This is a genomic window from Clavibacter capsici, from assembly GCF_001280205.1.
Taxonomy (GTDB): Bacteria; Actinomycetota; Actinomycetes; order Actinomycetales; family Microbacteriaceae; genus Clavibacter; species Clavibacter capsici.
This window is the reverse complement of record NZ_CP012573.1, coordinates 2,190,963-2,207,885: the sequence shown is the minus strand read 5'-3', so window position 1 is coordinate 2,207,885 and position 16,923 is coordinate 2,190,963. Positions and strand designations below refer to the sequence as shown.

Genomic DNA, 16,923 nt, shown 5'->3' with positions numbered 1-16,923 from the left:
CGCACGAGTCCCGTCCCAGCACGGACCACCCCACCCCGAACAGCCCCACCCCGAACCGAGGAGCACCCATGTCCCAGCCCGTCGTCGTCACCGCCGTCTTCACGCCCGTCGAGGGCAAGCACGACGAGGCCGTCGCCGCCCTGTCCCGCGGCATCGCCGAGGTGCACGAGGAGGAGGGCTGCGAGGTCTACGCGATCCACGACGCCCCCGACGGCACCATCGTGATGCTCGAGAAGTGGTCGTCCGCCGAGGACCTCGACGCGCACGGCGCGGGCGAGGCCGTCGCCCGCATGGGCGCGTCGCTCGCCGGCCTCATCACCGGGCCCGCCGTCGTCACGCGGCTCACGCCGATCCCGGCCGGCTCGGAGCTGCAGGGCGCGCTGTAGCGGCGGGCCGCCCGGACTGGGGAGCGGCGGCGCGGGGGAAGCCGCGCGTCCGGCAGGGTCGGCGCATGACCTCGCGTCGATCCGGCATCGCGAGCCGCCTGCCCCTCGCGTTCGCGGTCCTCGTCGTCGTGCTCCTGGGAGGGACCGTCGCCGCGACGCCGTCCCTCGAGCGCGCCGGACTGCTCGACGTCCCTCCCTCGCCGCAGCGCTACGCCGACATGGCGGTCGACCTGATGGTCGACGGGCTCCAGGCGGATCCCGCCCGCGTCGTGGAGGTCCGGGCGCAGGTGGACGCGCAGGCCGCGAGGGCGCGGGACTACGCCGGCACCCACCCGGCGCTGTCCGCGGCCGCGAAGGAGCTGGGCGGCGAGCACAGCTCGCTCCTCGGACCAGCCGAGGCCGCGGCGGACTTCGGCGACGACCCACCCGTCTCGGCCGCGGCCGAGCCGCGGCCCACGGTCTCGACGGCCGACGGGATCACGACCATCGTCGTCCCCGCGATCGTGGGCGGGGACGAGGCGTCACGCCAGCGCTACGTCGACACCGGAGCACGGGGGCTCGTCGCGGCCGTGCCCGCGACGACCCGCGGCTGGATCGTGGAACTCCGGGGGAACCACGGCGGGGACATGTGGCCCATGCTCGCCGCGCTCTCGCCGTTGCTCGACGAGGGGCAGGTGATGTCGTTCGCGTACGCGGACCGCTTGGTGCCCGTCACCGTCGCGGGCGGTGCCGCCGCCCAGGGCGGCGACGTCGTGGCCACGAGCGACGCGGGACGGGTCCCCGCGGGACTGCCCATCGCCGTGCTCACCGACGGCATGACCGTGAGCTCCGGCGAGGCGGCGGCCATCGCCCTCGTCGGGCAGGAGGGCGTGCGCTCGTTCGGCCAGCCCACCTACGACTTCAGCACCGTGAACGCGCCGCGGACCCTGATCGACGGCGCGGTCGTGATCCTCACGGTCGCGGTCGACGCCGACCGCACGGGGAAGCGCTACGGCGTCCCGGTCGTGCCGGACGTCGTGGTCGACGACGCGGGCATCACGGCAGCGGTCGACGCCTGGTTCGACGCGCCGCGGTAGGCCGCCCCCCCGGGACCGGTCAGGCGACCTCGACCAGCGTGATCCCCGCCGAGCGGTCGCCCGACGCGAGGGCCTCGAGCGCGGCCGGGGCGTCGTCGAGCGGGATGCGGTGCTCGATGAGCAGCTCCGGGCGGAGGGCACCCGAGGCGACCATCTCCATCAGCTCGGCGTAGTCGTGCGCGGGCATGCCGTGGCTGCCGTGCAGGCTGAGCTCCTGGCTGATGACGAACGGCACGGGCACGCTGGGCTCCGTCGCGAACAGGCCGATCTGCACCTGCCGTCCCGTCGGCGCGAGCGCGAGCAGGCTGACCCGGAGCGTGGACTCGCGGCCGAGCGCCTCGACCGACACCTGCACGCCGTCGGGGGAGACCGCGCGGATGGCGTCGAGGACGTCGAGCTCCGAGAGGCCGGACGAGTCGATCGTGTACTCGGCGCCGAGCTCCGAGGCGCGCGCGAGGGCGGCCGGGTCGACGTCGACCGCGATGACCTCCGCGCCGACCGCCACGCCGATCATCACCGCGCTGAGCCCGACGCCGCCGCAGCCGATGACGAGCAGTCGCTCGCCGCGCTGGATCCGCGACCGGTGCACGAGCCCGCGGAAGGCGGTGGCGAAGCGGCAGCCGAGGAGGGCGGCGGCGCCCGCGTCGAGGTCCTCGGGGACGGGGATCAGGTTCACGTCGGCGTCGTGCAGCGCGACCAGCTCGGCGAAGGACCCCCAGTGCGTGAAGCCCGGCTGCGTCTGGTCGCGGCACACCTGGCCGTTGCCCGCGCGGCACTCGGCGCAGCGCCCGCACGCGCAGACGAACGGCACGGTGACGCGGTCGCCCACCTGGAAGCGCGTGACCTCGGGGCCGACCTGGTGGATCCGCCCCACCAGCTCGTGGCCCGGCACCTGCGGGAGCTCGATGCCGTCGTCGTGGCCGAGCCAGCCGTGCGCGTCGCTGCGGCAGACGCCGGTGGCCTCGACGCGGACGACGACGCCGGCGGCCGACGGGACGGGATCCGGCAGCTCACGGACGACGGGGGTCTCGCCGAACCGCTCGTAGACGACAGCGCGCATGGGGGCTCCTCGGGGTCGGGGCGGGGGACGGGCCCGTCCACGGTATCCGAGCGACGGCCCGCTCCCGGCGCACGCTGGCAGACTGTCCCGGTGACCCGCACCCCCGACGCCCCCGCGTTCACCCGTCCGTCGCTCGCGCCCGGTCTCCTCGGCGCCATCGTGCTCCTGGCGGGCTTCGCGGTCATCGACGGCGACCTCTTCACCGTCGTGCGGTTCGCGGTCGCGATCCTCGCGCTCATCATGATCGTGTTCTCGGTGCGCGCCCGCAGCTGGTGGAGCGCCGCGCTGCTCGCGGCCGTCGCGGTCATGTGGAACCCCGTCGCCGTGATCCCCGTCGAGGCGGTCACGTGGCAGTCGCTGCAGTACGTGGCCGCGATCGTGTTCATCGCGGCGGGCATCCTCGTGAAGGTGCCCGTCGAGGACGCCCCTACGCCGGGCCTACCCCGAACGCGCGCTCCTCGGTGAGGCCGCGCCGCAGGTACGCGACGATCTCGTCGAGCGAGCGCCGGGCGAGCGCCGGGTCCGCCGCCGGGTAGGCCAGCCAGCCCTGCTCGGCGCGGGGGATGCGGATGAGCCGCGCGGTCGTCCCCGCCGCCTTCAGCGCCGCGACGCCCTCGACGACGTGGTCGATGCGCGGATCCGCGGCGCCCACGTGCACGAGCGCGTCCGGCAGGCGGTCGCGGCCGTGGCCCTGGCGGTCGGCGGATCCGGCGCTCGGCACGTCGCCGGACGGGCTGACGAGCACGAGCCGCAGGACGGCGGGTCCGTCGCCGTCGCGGGCGAGCGCGGTGATGCGCAGCGCCCGGTCGGCGCCCGGACCGTCGCCGAGGATCCCGAGCCGCTCCGGCGTGCCGTTCCACCCGGCCGCGTGCGACGCGATCCAGGAGAGGCCCGCGAGCGCCTGCGCGTCGTCGTCGGGTGCCATGGCCACGACGACCGCGCGCAGGTCCTTCGCGAGGGTCGAGGGCAGCCAGTCGCCGTCGTGCCGGGCGAGGACGACGAGCACGGGGGATCCGGTCGCCGAGCGGTCGTGGCCGGGCGGCGTCCACACGACGATGTCGAGAGGGAGGCCCTGCTCGCCGGCGGAGCGCCGGACGACGCGCGTGCCCGCGGCGGGCGTGCCGCGGAGGGAGCGCGCGACGGCGGGGACGTGCCGGATGGCGAGGCCGAGGATCCGGCGACGCGGGGTGAGGGAGGCGGCGGTGCGGGCGGCCATCAGGCGCGGTCCGCGGAGCCGGCGCCCGCCGATCCGGGCACGGGCGTCCCCGAGACCGAGGCGCGCGCCTCGGAGGGGCGCGTCTCGCGTCCGCCGCGGGGCACGGCGCCCTGGCCGTCGGGCACGCGCTCGTCCTCGCGGACCGGGCCGGGCGGGGTGCCGTCGCCGAACGGGCGGCCGCCCAGCTCCTCGCGCCCGTGCGGCTCGAGCCAGCCCCACGTCTCGGGGCCGACGGGCACGACGCGGGTCGGGTTGATGTCGGTGTGCGTCAGGTAGTAGTGCTGCTTGATCTGCACGAAGTCGATGGTGTCGCCGAACCCGGGCGTCTGGAACAGGTCGCGCGCGTAGGCCCAGAGCACGGGCATCTCGTCGAGCTTCTGCCGGTTGCACTTGAAGTGGCCGTGGTACACGGCGTCGAACCGGGCGAGCGTGGTGAACAGGCGCACGTCCGCCTCGGTGATCGTGTCGCCCACGAGGTAGCGCTGCGTCGACAGGCGGTCGCTCAGCCAGTCGAGCCGCGAGAAGAGGCGGTCGTAGGCCTTCTCGTACGCCTCCTGGGATCCCGCGAACCCGCAGCGGTACACGCCGTTGTTCACGTCGCGGAAGACGAGGTCCGCGACCTCGTCGATCTCGGCCCGCAGCGCGACCGGATAGAGGTCGGGCGCGCCCTCGCGGTGGTGCTCGGTCCACTCGGTGGAGAGGTCGAGCGTGATCTGGGGGTAGTCGTTGGTCACGACCTGGCCGGAGGGGATGTCGACGAGCGCCGGCACGGTGATCCCGCGCGGGTAGTCGGGGAAGCGCGCGAGGAACGACTCCTGCAGGCGCTCGGTGCCGAGGACCGGGTCGCGGCCGTCGGGGTCGAGGTCGAAGGTCCAGCTGCGCGCGTCGTGCGTGGGGCCGGGGAGGCCGAGCGAGATGGCGTCCTCGAGGCCGAGCAGGCGCCGCACGATCACCGAGCGGTTCGCCCACGGGCAGGCGCGTGCCGCGACGAGGCGGTAGCGGCCGGCCTCGACGGGCCAGCCCTGCGAGCCGTCCTTCAGGATGCGGTCCTCGATGTAGTTCGTGTCGCGGGTGAACTCACCCTCCTCGACGTAGCGGCCGGGGGCGCCCGCCTCGTTGGTACCGGTGGGTGTCGCCTGATCCGTCATGCATCCAGCCTAGGCCGGGCCGCTCGCGCCGACCGGGCCGGGCCGCGCCGCGCACGAGGGCGCGCCGGGGCGTCGCCGTGCCCTAAACTCCTCCTGTGCCCGTCCTCCCCGAGGCGGCCGGGCGCAGGCGGCGGACCCGCATCCCACCCCCGACCCGGAACCCCGGTTGCTCGAGGAAGGTCCCCTCGCCACCGTCCGACCGCACGCGTCACCGTGCACGACGGACGCACGTCTTCCGATCCGGGAGCGCAGGCACGGCCTGGCCCCGGCAGTGAACAAGGAGTTGCATGGCTCGCACCGGCCAGCGGCGGTCCTCCGCCCGCACGCGCACGATCGACAACGAGGGGCTCATCCCCGTCCTGGCGCGCGCCGTGCGCGAGATCGAGCAGGCCGCCCAGCGCGGCAAGCTGAAGCCGGTCAACCGCACGAAGTTCCAGGTCGTCGCCGTGCTGATGCGCGAGGAGCGCACGCACGCGAAGGACCCGGCCACCCCGCTCAGCGACCCCGAGCGCGCCGAGACCCTGAAGCGCCTCGACGGCATCGCGAGCATCCTGGCCCGCACCGCCGCACGCGACACCTCGGTCCTGCCGCTGCTGGATCCCGACGCCAAGCTCTCCGAGGCCGCCCGCGCGATGCGCAAGCACATGCTCTTCGACGGCGGCGTCGAGATGGTCGTGGAGGAGGAGCCGGAGCCCGAGCCCGAGGATCCCGCGCTCGCCAAGCTGCACGAGCGCCAGGTCGTCCCGCCGTCGGTCAAGGCCCGCGTGCTCGCGAACCCGTTCCTCGAGCCCGACCTCGACCGGCCCGCGCCCGCCGCGCCGCCCACGCGCCTGCTGGCGAACTGGGAGCTGCTCGGCCCGCTGTTCAAGTCGTTCGAGTACGGCGCCGGCGGCGGCATCGCGAGCATGGACCTCCCCGAGAGCCCCCGCATCGACCGCCTGTCGCCGCACGGCCTCGAGCTCATGCGCCACCAGGCCCGCTTCCTCGAGAGCGTGCGCCTCGGCCACCGCGAGTTCCTGCTCGCCGACGAGCCCGGCCTCGGCAAGACCGCGCAGGCGCTGCTCGCCGCGTCCGTCGCCGACGCGTACCCGCTGCTGGTCGTCGTGCCGAACGTCGTCAAGATGAACTGGAAGCGCGAGGTGGAGCGGTGGACGCCGCACCGCCGCGCCACGGTGATCCACGGCGACGGCCTCGGGCTCGACGCGTTCGCCGACGTCGTCATCGTCAACTACGAGGTGCTCGACCGCCACATCGGCTGGCTGCGCACGCTCGGCTTCCGCGGCATGGTCGTCGACGAGGCGCACTTCATCAAGAACCTGCAGTCGCAGCGCTCGAAGTTCGTGCTGGCGCTCGCCGAGAGCATCCGGCAGCGTCAGTCGAACCCGCTGCTCATGGCGCTGACGGGCACGCCGCTCATCAACGACATCGACGACTTCCGCGCCATCTGGCAGTTCCTCGGCTGGATCGACGGCGACAAGCCCACCTCGCGCCTCATGGGCGAGCTGGAGGAGGCGGGCCTCACGCCCGCGGATCCGGGCTTCTTCGCCGAGGCCCGGCGCGCGGTCATCGACCTCGGCATCGTGCGCCGCCGCAAGGTCGACGTGGCCACCGACCTGCCGTCCAAGCGCATCGCGGACCTCCCCGTCGAGCTCGACGACGACCTGGGTCGCTCCATCCGCCAGGCCGAGCGCGAGCTCGCAGCCCGGCTCGTCAAGCGCTTCACGGCGCTCGTCGGCGCCCGCGGCACCACCGTGCCCGACGTGCTCGAGGGCCCGGCCACGGAGCGCGCGCACCTCATCCGTCTCGTCGCGCAGTCCGAGCTCGACGAGGCCAAGGCGCAGAAGACCGGCGAGAACGTGTTCACCATGGTCCGCCGCATCGGCCAGGCCAAGGCCGTGCTCGCGGCCGACTACGCCGCGCAGCTCGCGCGCTCGGTCGGCAAGGTCGTGTTCTTCGCGAAGCACGTCGACGTGATGGACCAGGCCGAGGCCACGTTCGCGAAGCGGGAGCTGAAGAGCGTCTCGATCCGCGGCGACCAGTCGCCGGCGGCGCGCCAGAACGCGATCGACTCCTTCCAGAACGACCCCGAGGTGAAGGTCGTGGTCTGCTCGCTCACCGCGGCGGGCGTCGGCCTCAACCTGCAGGCCGCGTCGAACGTGGTGCTCGCGGAGCTCAGCTGGACGAGCGCGGAGCAGACGCAGGCCATCGACCGCGTGCACCGCATCGGCCAGGAGGAGCCCGTCACCGCGTGGCGGATCATCGCGGCGCAGACCATCGACGCGAAGATCGCGGAGCTCATCGACAGCAAGGCGGGCCTCGCGGCGCGCGCGCTCGACGGCGAGGACTTCGACGAGGCAGGATCCACGTCCGTGCAGCTCGACGCGCTCTCCCACCTCCTGGAGGAGGCGCTGGCCGCGTAGCCGTCGCGACCCGCACGACGACGCCCCCGCGACCTGCTGGTCGCGGGGGCGTCGTGTGTGCGGGGGAACTAGTCGCGGTCCCGCCCGCGCCGGTGCTGCGCCATCGTGACCCAGTAGGCGAACCCGAACAGGAGGACGGCCCAGACGGCAGCCGGGGCCGCTTGGTCGGCGGCGGGACGCCCGGCTACGAGCGGCACGATCACCAGCTGGGACACCAGGTAGAAGGCGGAGAGGATGGCGGCGACGCGTGCAGCGCGGATGCGTCGCCGTCGCAGCTCGTCCGGGGTCATGCGACCAGGATGCGCAGCGCGCCAGGTGGGCGCGCCCGTCGTGCACAGCGCGGATCAGCCGCGCTCGTCCTTCCTCCGCTGGCGCTCCGCCTTGCGGGCCGCGCGGCGCTCGCGGGCGGCGGCGTCCTGCGCGTCCTGCGTGGGGTTCGAGCGGGAGGTGCCGATGACGGCGAAGAGCACGAGGATCACGACGGGGATGAACGCCAGGTAGATCAGGTTCGACAGCACCACGCGGGCTCCTCGGGTCGGTGCTCCGAGCGTACCGACCGGATCCGCCGGGTCAGTCCTCGAGGGCCGCGCCGCGGAGGTCCGGCAGCGTGAGCGCGGCGGCGGCGGCCAGCGCGAAGACGGCCGCGAAGACGCCGAACGGCAGCGCGACGCCGCCGAGCGCGAGGAGCGGCGGCACGCACAGCGGCGCGACGATCGAGGCGAGGCGCCCGAAGCCCGCCGCGCTCCCGGCTCCCGTCGCGCGCACCCGGGTCGGGTACAGCTCCGGCGTCACGGCGTAGAGCGCGCCCCACGCGCCGAGGTTCGAGAACGACATGAGCGCGCCGAACACGAGGATCGTCGTCACGGAGTCGGCGGTGCCGAAGAGGCCCGCCGCGACGGCGGATCCCGCGAGGAACACCGCGAGCGTCGCCCGTCGCCCCCACCGCTCGACGAGCCAGGCTGAGACGGCGTAGCCGGGCAGCTGCGCGAGCGTGATCAGCAGCGTGTACGCGAACGACCGCACGAGCGAGAAGCCCTGCGCCACGAGCAGCGTGGGCAGCCAGATGAAGGCGCCGTAGTAGGCGAAGTTGACGCAGAACCACACGATCCAGAGCGAGAGCGTGCGGCGGCGCAGGCGCGCGCCGAAGAGGCGCTCGCGGGGCGCGGCGTCGGCGGTGGCGGCCTCCGCGGGGTCGGCCGGATCCGGCGCGAGAGCCGCCGCGTGCTCGGCGTCCGGCGCGGGCGTCCTCCCGGCCGCCGCCTCCAGCTCGCGCACCACCCGCTCCGCCTCCGCGTGCCGCCCCTTTCCCTCGAGGAAGCGCACCGACTCCGGCAGGCGCAGCCGCACGACGATCGCCCACACCGCGGGCACCGCGCCGAGCGCGAGCGCCCACCGCCAGCCGTCGTCGCTCGCGGGGATCACGAGGTAGCCGATGAGGGCCGCGGCCGTCCAGCCGACCGCCCACGACGACTCGAGGATCACGATGACGCGCCCCCGGATCCGGGCGGGTGCGAACTCGCTCACGAGCGTCGACGCGACGGGCAGCTCGGCGCCGAGCCCGAGGCCGACCACGAAGCGCAGCGCGATGAGCGCGCCGACCGACATGGCGAGCGCCGAGACGCCCGTGGCCAGACCGTAGACCAGCAGCGTCAGCGCGAAGACCTGCCGCCGGCCGAGCCGGTCGGCCAGCAGCCCGCCGACGCTCGCGCCGATCGCCATGCCGAGGAACCCGGCGGACGCGACCAGGCCGAGCTGCCCCGCGTCCGCCTTCCACACCACGGCGAGCTGCGCGATGACGAACGAGATGAGACCGACGTCCATCGCGTCGAGCGCCCAGCCGACGCCGCTGCCGCCGAGGATGCGGGAGTGCGCGCGGGTCCACGGGAGTCCGTCGAGGCGCTCGGCGCGCGTGGGCCGTGACGTGGTCGTGGTCATGGTGCTGCCTCCGGGATCGCCCCCGGGCAGGCCGGATCGGCGTGAGGATCCCGGGGCGGTGGCTCGAGCGTAGCGCCGCGCCCGGCCGCCCCGGGCTCCGTGACGTCAGCGGTGCGCGCGCTCCCGCAGGCGGTCGAACACCTCCGCGTGCGTGACGCGGAGCTGCTCCCACGACGCCGTCATGTCGACGCGCTCGGGATCCGCGACGACCTCGGCGAAGCCGTGCTGCGCGCGCGGCACGGCGTCGCCCGGCAGCACGAGCGACTGGATGAAGGCGCCCGTGTCGTCCGAGAAGGTGAGCGTGTGGCTCGCGACGTTGCGCTCCCAGTCGTCCGACGGCCAGGAGAGGAAGGCCACGTGCCGGGGCGCGACGCCCGACTCCGCCGCCGAGACGTAGCTGCCGTAGTGCTCCTCGCCGGGCGAGAGGATCTTGTAGGAGCCGTTGTCGAGGTACACGAGCAGCGCCTCGTCGAACGGCTTCGGGCCGAACATCGCCGTGTAGTGCAGCGCGTGCACGAGCACCGGGGTGCCGAGCGGCACGTGGTGCGCGGCCGCCGGCGTGGCGGTCGGCGTCGCGACGGACGCGGGCACGGCGGGCTGCAGGAACTCCTCGTCGGTCACGTGCACGCCCCAGCCGGTGGCGGCGACGGGGTCGTCGCCGTCCTCCAGCACCGCGATGTGCTCCATGGGCGCGTGGGCCGTGGCGCCGTGCCAGTGCTCCTCGCCGGCCTCGATGTACACGGATCCGCCCGGGGCGACCTCGACCACGCCGCCGTCGCGCGTGCCCACCCGGGCGATGCCGGACGTGACGTGCAGGGTCTGCCCGAGCTGGTGCGAGTGCCACACGGTGCGGGCCCCGGGCGCGAAGGTGACGGCCGCGACGACCGCCCGCTGGTCGGCGGTCTGCGGGGTGGACAGCCAGCGGAGGCGGACCTCGCCCGTGAACTGGTGGGCGGGCATCGTGACGGCGGGGGTCTCGGCCTGGACGCGCATGCGGTGTCCTCTCTGTCGGGCACGCGGGATGCCCGGGTCGTCGAACGGGGAGCCCCGGCGCGGGTGTTCGCGTCGGGGCACGGGCATCCTCCCGCGGGTGCGGCTGGAAGGGGGCCGGGGCGTCCCCAGGTCGGCGCGTCCCTCCGGCGAGCGGCGCCCGCGCACCGGCTCCCGGGCGCGTCAGCCGAGCGCCTCCGGGGCGCGGAAGAAGTCGCGCTCGTACGCCGCCGAGACGAGGGACGCCTCCAGCATCGCCGGGCGCCGGGACGGACCCGCGAGCACGGCGGCCTCGTCCACGAGCTCGCACGCGCGCCGGGTCGCGGCCGCGAACGCCGGATCCGCGTACGTCCGGAGCCAGGCCGCGTACGGGTGCGAGGACCCCGCCGCCTCGACCGCGGATCCCGCCGCCCGGAGCCGCGTGCCCACGTCCGCGTAGATGGTGAAGCACGGCAGCAGCGCCGCGACCAGCACGGCGTAGTCGCTCGTCGCCGCGTGCGCGAGCAGGTGGTCGACGTAGGCGCGCGTCACGGGCCCGGCGACCGCGGGCGCCGGGTGCCGCGACAGCCACTCGGCGTGCAGCGTCGACTCGGCGGCGATCGCGTCGGCGGCGCCGCGGGCCCACACGACCTGCGCCTCCGGCGTCGGCGCGAGCTGGCTCGCCCGCGCCAGCACCCGCGAGTACGCGCGCAGGTAGATCGCGTCCTGCGCGAGGTAGTGCGAGAACCACGCCTCCGGCAGCGTGCCGTCGCCGAGGCGGCGCACGAACGCGAGGTCGTCGATCTCCCGGCGGAGGTCGGCGGATCCCGCCCACATCTCCTCCGAGACGGATCCCGCGTGCGTGCCGGCGGCGTCCCACAGCGCGCGCAGGTGGTCGAGCGGGCCCGCGCCGGATCCCACGTGGAGGTCCTCCGCGTGCGCCAGCGATCCCGTGAGCCACCCCTTCGCCTCCGCGAGCGAGGCCAGCCAGTCCCCGCGGCGCGGACGCAGGGTCGCGAGGGCGCTGGAGAGCGAGCAGCCCGTGCCGTGCGTGCTGGTCGTCGCGATGCGCGGCCCGTCGACCACGTCCACGGCGGCCTCAGCCTCGGACGTGCCGGGCGTCACGAGCGCGTCCGGGCAGTCGTCCACGCGGAGGTGGCCGCCCTTCACGATCACGCGCACGCCGTACCGGGCCGCGAGCGTCCGCCCCTGCGCGAGCGCGGCGTCCCAGCCGTCGGCCTCGGGCTCGCCGAGGAGCGCGGCGAGCTCCGGCAGGTTCGGGGTGACGACGTCGGCGAGCGGCAGGAGGCGGCGGAGCGCGTCGGTCGCGTCGTCGTCGAGGAGGGCGTCGCCGGACTGGGCGACCATCACCGGATCCAGCACCACGACCGGAGGGCGCACCGCGCGCAGCCAGTCGGCGACCTCGTCGACCACCGCCGCGGATCCGAGCATGCCGACCTTCACGGCGTCGATGACGACGTCGTCGGAGACCGCGTCGAGCTGCGCGCGGAGGAACGCGACGGGCGGCACGTGGATCTCCCGCACGCCCCGGGTGTTCTGCGCCACGAGCGCCGTGACCACGGCCATGCCGTAGCCGCCGTTCGCGGCGATGGACTTGAGGTCGGCCTGGACGCCCGCGCCGCCCGTGGGATCCGTGCCCGCGATGCTGAGGACGCGGGGCACGCGTGCGGGGTCGGCCGCACCGCCCGGAGTGGGCGGCGCCGCCGCGTCGCCCGCCGTCGTGGATCCGCCGCCGCCGCGCACCCGCACACGCGCCCACGCCTCGGCGAGCTCGCGCGCCGCCGCCTCCGGGTCCTCGGCCGCGCAGATCGCCGACACGACGGCCGTGCCCGCGCCGCCGGCCGCCGCGACCGCGTCCACGTCGCGCACGTCGACGCCGCCGATCGCGACGCACGGCACGGGGGAGAGGCCCGCGATGATCCCGAACCCGTCGTGCCCGAGCGGTGCCGGGTGGTCGGGCTTGGTGCTGGTGGGGCGGATCACGCCGACGCCGAGGTAGTCGACCGTGCCCGCGGGCAGCGCGCGCACCGCCTCCACGTGCGCCGGCGTGTTCGCCGTGAGGCCCACGACGAGGCGGCGGTCGGGGCTCGCGGCGTCGAGCATCCGCCGCACGAGGTCGGCCGGCACGTCGGACTGCCCGACGTGCACGCCGTCGACGCGCATGCCGCTCGCCAGGGCCGCCAGCACCACGTCGACGCGGTCGTCGACGACGAGCAGCGGACGCGCGGCCCCGGGATGCGCCGCCGCGTGCGCGTCGATCGCGTCCGCCGCCGCGACCACCGTCGTCAGCAGCTCGGCCGCGCTCGCGTGCTTGTCGCGGACCTGCACCGCCGTCGCTCCGCCCGCGACCGCCGCCGTGACGACCGCGGGCACGCCGCGCTCGCCGCACAGGGCGGGGTCGGTGACGAGGTAGACGGAGAGGTCGATCCCGCTCACGAGAGGCGCTCGCGCTGGGCGACCAGCTCGGGCGTGGCGGCGTCGAGCGCGTCGAGCAGCGCGACGGCGAACGACCCGGGCCCGCGCGATCCCTCGGCGGCGACCTCCGCGGCGATCGTGTACACGCTCGTCGCGGCCACGGCGGCCCGCAGCGGATCCGGATCCGTCGACGCGAACGCCGCCATCACGGCCCCGAGCGCGCAGCCCCCGCCGGTGACCTGGGTGAGCAGCGCGTCGCCGGTGTGCACGCGCACGGTCCGCGTCCCGTCCGTGACGTGGTCGACCGGTCCCGAGACCGCGACGACCGTGCCGAAGGTGCGCGCGAGCAGCGTCGCCGCGTCGAGCGCGGCCTCGACCTCGTCGGTCGCGTCGACCCCGCGCCCGCCCGCGCCGCCGGTCGCGAGCGCGATGACCTCCGACGCGTTGCCGCGCACGATCGTCGGCGACAGCGCCACGAGCTCGTGCGCGAGCCGCGTCCGCACCGGCAGGGCGCCGACGGCGACCGGATCCAGCACCCAGGGCGTCCCCGCGCCGCGCGCCGCGTGCGCGGCCTCGACCGCCGCCTCCCGCTGCTCGGCGTGCGGCGTGCCGAGGTTGACGAGCACGCCCGACGCGACCCGCGCGAACGGCCCGGCCTCGGTCGGCACGTCGGTCATCGCGGGCGCGGCGCCCAGCGCGAGGAGGACGTTCGCGGTGAACCCCGCGACCACCTGGTTGGTGATGCACTGCACGAGCGGCACGCGCTCCCGCAGCAGGTGGAGGAGGTCCGCCGAGGCGGTCCCCGTCCGGGCGATCTCGTCGATGTGCGGGCGCGCAGCGCTCATGGTGACATCCCTCCGCCGGTGCGAACCGGATCAGGTGCGACGGGTCTCATCTCAGCCCTCGTGGGCACCCCGTGTCAGGGATCCACCCTAGGGCCAGACGCGTCGCACCTGCCAGGACGGCCGGCGGCGGTGTCGCGGATGTGTCGTGCTGGGGAGCTACGTCGTCTCCGCCAGATGATCCTTCGGTCCCTGAGGAGTCGCCAACCCCTTCCAGAAGGCGCCGTCGCGGTCGTGCTGACCGATCAGCTCGGGTAGCGAAGCGGAGCCGTCCGTCCCTCGGGTCGTGATGTCGTCGAGCGATGCGATCACATCGAGCACCGAGCGGGGGCCGAACTGGCCCGCGAGGCGCTTGGCCTTCGTGCGTACGTTGTTGGGCGTCGGACCCGCGTCGACGATGGAGTGGTTCCACAGGCGATTGTGGTGCGCGCACCGATTGCGGAGGTAGACGAAGGCCCTCACCCGGTAGGCGAAACCGGCTTTGGCCACGCCGATGCTCGTGGCCACGGAGTCGGCGAGAGCGCCTTGGGCTCCCCGTTCCACCACCTTGGACAACGTGCCGAACGACCAGGCCTCGACGGCGGACCACACGGGCAGACCTCCGTAGTCGGAGCTGTCTCGCGCCTCCCCTCGGTAGCGGAGGATGTGCCGGTCCTTGCTCCGGTCTATGTCCCGGAGGCAGGACTCGACGGTGGGCTCCCGTCCGCCGACGTCCTTGTAGAAGCCCTGCTCGAGATGCGTCCCATATGCGCCGTGCTCACGCCCGATGACATGGGCGACGTGCGACCGCAGCAGGAGCTCGACGTGGGCGAGCGGCCGGACGAGGGAGTCGCGCAACGACGCATCGGCGTCGTAGACGCATCGGATGTCGTCGAACGCCGTGCCGGGCAGGAAGTCGTCATCGCCGAGATGAGGAGCTCTCTGGAAGTAACGCGCGTACCCCGAGAACCTGTAGTAGTTGTTCGACGCGAGGAACCGGGCGCAATCGGATTCGTCGGTCACGAGCAGACCGCGGCCAGCCATCAGGGCGATCTGATCGGGCCAGGACAAGTAGGGCTTCATCGCACCCCTCGGAAAGAAAAGGCCCCTCCCATTTGAGCATCGTCGAGAGGCTTGGGAGGGGGTCGATTGCCTCCATGGTACCCGATCGGCTATACCGCGGCGCCCGTCATCCACCGCCCGCCACGCGTCTCGCGGACCGCCGAAGCATCGTCCGCACTGCGGGAGGGGGAGCCCGCCTGACTCAGGCGAGCCCCGCCACGTCGAGCACCCACGCGTAGTCCGACGCGCGCTCGCGCCAGGCGTCGTATCGGCCCGACTTGCCGCCGTGGCCGGCCTGCATCTCGGTGCGCAGCAGCACGGGCGCGCCGACCTCGCGGAGGCGGGCGGTCCACTTGGCGGGCTCGACGTAGAGCACGCGCGTGTCGTTGAGGCTCGTGACCGCGAGGATCCGCGGGTACTCCACGCCCTCGCGCACGTTCTCGTACGGCGTGTACGACTTCATGTACGCGTAGACCTCGGGGTCGTGCAGCGGGTCGCCCCACTCGTCCCACTCGATCACCGTGAGCGGCAGCGACGGGTCGAGGATGCTCGTGAGGGCGTCCACGAACGGCACGCCCGCGAGGATCCCGGCGAAGCGGTCGGGCGCGATGTTCGCGACCGCGCCCATCAGGAGTCCGCCGGCGCTGCGGCCCTCGGCGACGAGCTTCTCCGGGCTCGTCCACCCGCGCGCGATGAGGTGGTCGGCCGCCGCGACGAAGTCGGTGAACGTGTTGCGCTTGGTGAGCGTCTTGCCCTCGTCGTACCAGCGCCGGCCCATCTCGCCGCCGCCGCGCACGTGCGCGATCACGAACGCCATGCCCCGGTCGAGCAGCGACAGCCGGGCGATGGAGAACGACGGGTCGATGCTCGCCTCGTACGAGCCGTAGCCGTAGAGCAGGAGCGGCGCGGGCGTGCCCGGGTGCACCAGGCCGCGCTTGTAGACGACCGACAGCGGGATCTCGGTGCCGTCCTCCGCGGTCGCCCACTCGCGGGTCTGCACGTAGTCGTCGGGGTCGTAGCCGCCGCGCACGGGCTGCTGCTTGAGGAGGCGGAGCTCGCGCGTCGCGAGCACGTAGTCGTAGGTGGTGGCCGGGGTCGCGAGGCTCGTGTAGCCGAGGCGCACGGTGGGCTGCGCGAACTCGGGGTTGCCCGCCGCGCCGACCGTGTAGATCGGCTCGTCGAAGGCGATCTCGTGCAGCTGCTCGCCGTCGAGGACCCGGTCGAAGGGGATCACGCCGACGCGGGTGAGGCCCTCGCGGCGGTAGGAGACGACGAGGTGGTCGGCGAACGCGCTGGCGTCCTCGAGGCGCACCTCGTCGTCGTGGGGGATGACGACCTGGCGGTCGCTCGTGGAGGTGGGGTCGTCGGCGGGCACGTCGATCAGCTCGAAGTTGGTGGCGCCGTCGTTGTGCAGGATCAGGAGCCGGTCGCTGCCGTCGATGACCGCGTGGTCCACGTCGTACTCGACGCCGTGGCGGCGCGGCCACACCGGGCGGAACGCGCCCGTGGGGTCGCCCGCGTCGAGCAGCAGCACCTCGGTCGTGATCTTCGAGCCGACCTCGATCACGAGGTACTGCCGGCTGCGGGTCATGCCGAAGCCGACGAAGCAGCTCTCGTCGGGCTCGGTGAACACCTTCACGTCCTGCGAGGCGGGCGTGCCCACGCGGTGGCGCCAGACGGTGTCGGGGCGCCAGGCGTCGTCGACCGTGACGTAGAAGAGGTGGTCGCCGTGCGCCGAGAAGGTCGCGCCGTGGCTGGTGCCGGGGATCTCGTCGGCGAGGTCCTCGCCCGTGGCCAGGTCGCGGATCTTGAGCAGGAACCGCTCGTCGCCCTCGACGTCGGTCGAGTAGGCGAGGAGCGACCCGTCGGGGCTGACCTCGAACGCGCCGAGCGAGAAGAAGTCGTGGCCCTCGGCCTCGACGTTGGAGTCGAGGAGCACCTGCTCGCCCGGGACGGCGGCGCCGTCGGCGGCGGGCTCGATCGCGGGCGGGGTCCAGTCGTCCGGACCGGCGACCGGACGGCGGCAGCGGATCGCGTACTGCGACCCCTCGACCGTGCGGGCGTAGTACCACCAGTCGCCCTTGCGGACGGGCACCGAGAGGTCGGTCTCCTGCGTGCGGTCCTTGATCTCCGTGAAGATCGCCTCGCGCAGCGGCTCGAGGTGCGCGGTGGCGCCTTCCGTGTACGCGTTCTCGGCCTCGAGGTGGGCGATGACGTCCGCGTCGTCCTTGTCGCGCAGCCACTCGTAGCGGTCCACGAACGTGTCGCCGTGGAAGGTGCGCTCGATCGGTCGCTGCTCCGCGACGGGAGGGGTGGCGGGGGAGTCGGATGCGGGGGAGGAGACGGCCGGGACGGCGGGGTCGGTCATCCCGCCAGCCTACCGACGGGCGCCGG

At 74.3% G+C, this 16,923-nt stretch carries 15 protein-coding genes and 1 riboswitch; of the genes, 4 read left to right on the top strand and 11 right to left on the bottom strand.

Annotated elements, in window-relative coordinates:
* Positions 1–68 precede the first annotated feature (68 nt).
* Together AES38_RS10375 and AES38_RS10370 are read left to right on the top strand one after the other, a co-directional pair.
* Positions 69–386, top strand: coding sequence for a putative quinol monooxygenase (locus tag AES38_RS10375; protein ID WP_053774906.1), 318 nt, complete (start codon positions 69–71; stop codon positions 384–386).
* A 65-nt stretch (positions 387–451) separates the two neighbouring features.
* Positions 452–1,462: a S41 family peptidase gene (locus tag AES38_RS10370; protein ID WP_053774905.1), complete on the top strand. Its 1,011-nt coding sequence runs from the start codon at positions 452–454 to the stop codon at positions 1,460–1,462.
* Positions 1,463–1,481: 19 nt separating this feature from the next.
* Here the strand turns inward: AES38_RS10370 and AES38_RS10365 are convergent, their stop codons facing one another.
* Positions 1,482–2,522 carry a zinc-dependent alcohol dehydrogenase family protein gene (locus tag AES38_RS10365; RefSeq protein WP_053774904.1) on the bottom strand — a complete coding sequence of 347 codons (1,041 nt, stop codon included), beginning with the start codon at positions 2,520–2,522 and terminating at the stop codon, positions 1,482–1,484.
* 90 nt (positions 2,523–2,612) lie between these two features.
* On the opposite strand from AES38_RS10365, the gene AES38_RS10360 reads away from it, so the two are divergent.
* Positions 2,613–2,987, top strand: a complete 375-nt coding sequence (locus tag AES38_RS10360; RefSeq protein WP_053774903.1) for a DUF6804 family protein — start codon at positions 2,613–2,615, stop codon at positions 2,985–2,987.
* Here AES38_RS10360 and AES38_RS10355 read toward each other — a convergent pair.
* Together AES38_RS10355 and AES38_RS10350 are read right to left on the bottom strand one after the other, a co-directional pair.
* Entirely contained in the window at positions 2,950–3,738 is a 789-nt protein-coding gene (locus AES38_RS10355) for an alpha/beta hydrolase (RefSeq protein WP_053774902.1), read from the bottom strand. The two genes, AES38_RS10360 and AES38_RS10355, sit on opposite strands and share 38 nt — an antisense overlap.
* Positions 3,738–4,886, bottom strand: coding sequence for a glutathione S-transferase family protein (locus tag AES38_RS10350; RefSeq protein WP_053774901.1), 1,149 nt, complete (start codon positions 4,884–4,886; stop codon positions 3,738–3,740). Before AES38_RS10350 ends, AES38_RS10355 begins: the two co-directional genes overlap by 1 nt.
* 287 nt (positions 4,887–5,173) lie before the next feature.
* On the opposite strand from AES38_RS10350, the gene AES38_RS10345 reads away from it, so the two are divergent.
* Positions 5,174–7,306 (top strand): DEAD/DEAH box helicase, encoded by a 2,133-nt coding sequence (locus tag AES38_RS10345; RefSeq protein ID WP_053774900.1) that lies wholly within the window; start codon positions 5,174–5,176, stop codon positions 7,304–7,306.
* 68 nt (positions 7,307–7,374) lie between these two features.
* Here the strand turns inward: AES38_RS10345 and AES38_RS10340 are convergent, their stop codons facing one another.
* The 8 genes from AES38_RS10340 to AES38_RS10310 form a co-directional block, all read right to left on the bottom strand.
* On the bottom strand, positions 7,375–7,596 hold the full coding sequence (locus tag AES38_RS10340; RefSeq protein ID WP_053774899.1) for a hypothetical protein: 222 nt from the start codon (positions 7,594–7,596) through the stop codon (positions 7,375–7,377).
* Positions 7,597–7,650: 54 nt separating this feature from the next.
* Positions 7,651–7,827, bottom strand: a complete 177-nt coding sequence (locus AES38_RS15855; protein WP_157883526.1) for a hypothetical protein — start codon at positions 7,825–7,827, stop codon at positions 7,651–7,653.
* 49 nt (positions 7,828–7,876) lie between these two features.
* Positions 7,877–9,241, bottom strand: a complete 1,365-nt coding sequence (locus tag AES38_RS10335) for an MFS transporter (protein ID WP_053774898.1) — start codon at positions 9,239–9,241, stop codon at positions 7,877–7,879.
* A gap of 105 nt (positions 9,242–9,346) precedes the next feature.
* Positions 9,347–10,234, bottom strand: coding sequence for a cupin domain-containing protein (locus AES38_RS16490; protein ID WP_053774897.1), 888 nt, complete (start codon positions 10,232–10,234; stop codon positions 9,347–9,349).
* Between the two features lie 180 nt (positions 10,235–10,414).
* Positions 10,415–12,667, bottom strand: coding sequence for a bifunctional hydroxymethylpyrimidine kinase/phosphomethylpyrimidine kinase (locus tag AES38_RS10325; protein WP_072174634.1), 2,253 nt, complete (start codon positions 12,665–12,667; stop codon positions 10,415–10,417).
* Positions 12,664–13,491, bottom strand: coding sequence for a hydroxyethylthiazole kinase (thiM, locus tag AES38_RS10320; protein WP_174775899.1), 828 nt, complete (start codon positions 13,489–13,491; stop codon positions 12,664–12,666). Before thiM ends, AES38_RS10325 begins: the two co-directional genes overlap by 4 nt.
* Positions 13,482–13,573: riboswitch (TPP riboswitch) on the bottom strand. It overlaps the preceding gene by 10 nt.
* 74 nt (positions 13,574–13,647) lie before the next feature.
* Positions 13,648–14,550 carry an Abi family protein gene (locus AES38_RS10315; protein ID WP_053774896.1) on the bottom strand — a complete coding sequence of 301 codons (903 nt, stop codon included), beginning with the start codon at positions 14,548–14,550 and terminating at the stop codon, positions 13,648–13,650.
* A gap of 181 nt (positions 14,551–14,731) precedes the next feature.
* Entirely contained in the window at positions 14,732–16,897 is a 2,166-nt protein-coding gene (locus AES38_RS10310) for a S9 family peptidase (RefSeq protein ID WP_053774895.1), read from the bottom strand.
* Between the last annotated feature and the right edge of the window lie 26 nt (positions 16,898–16,923).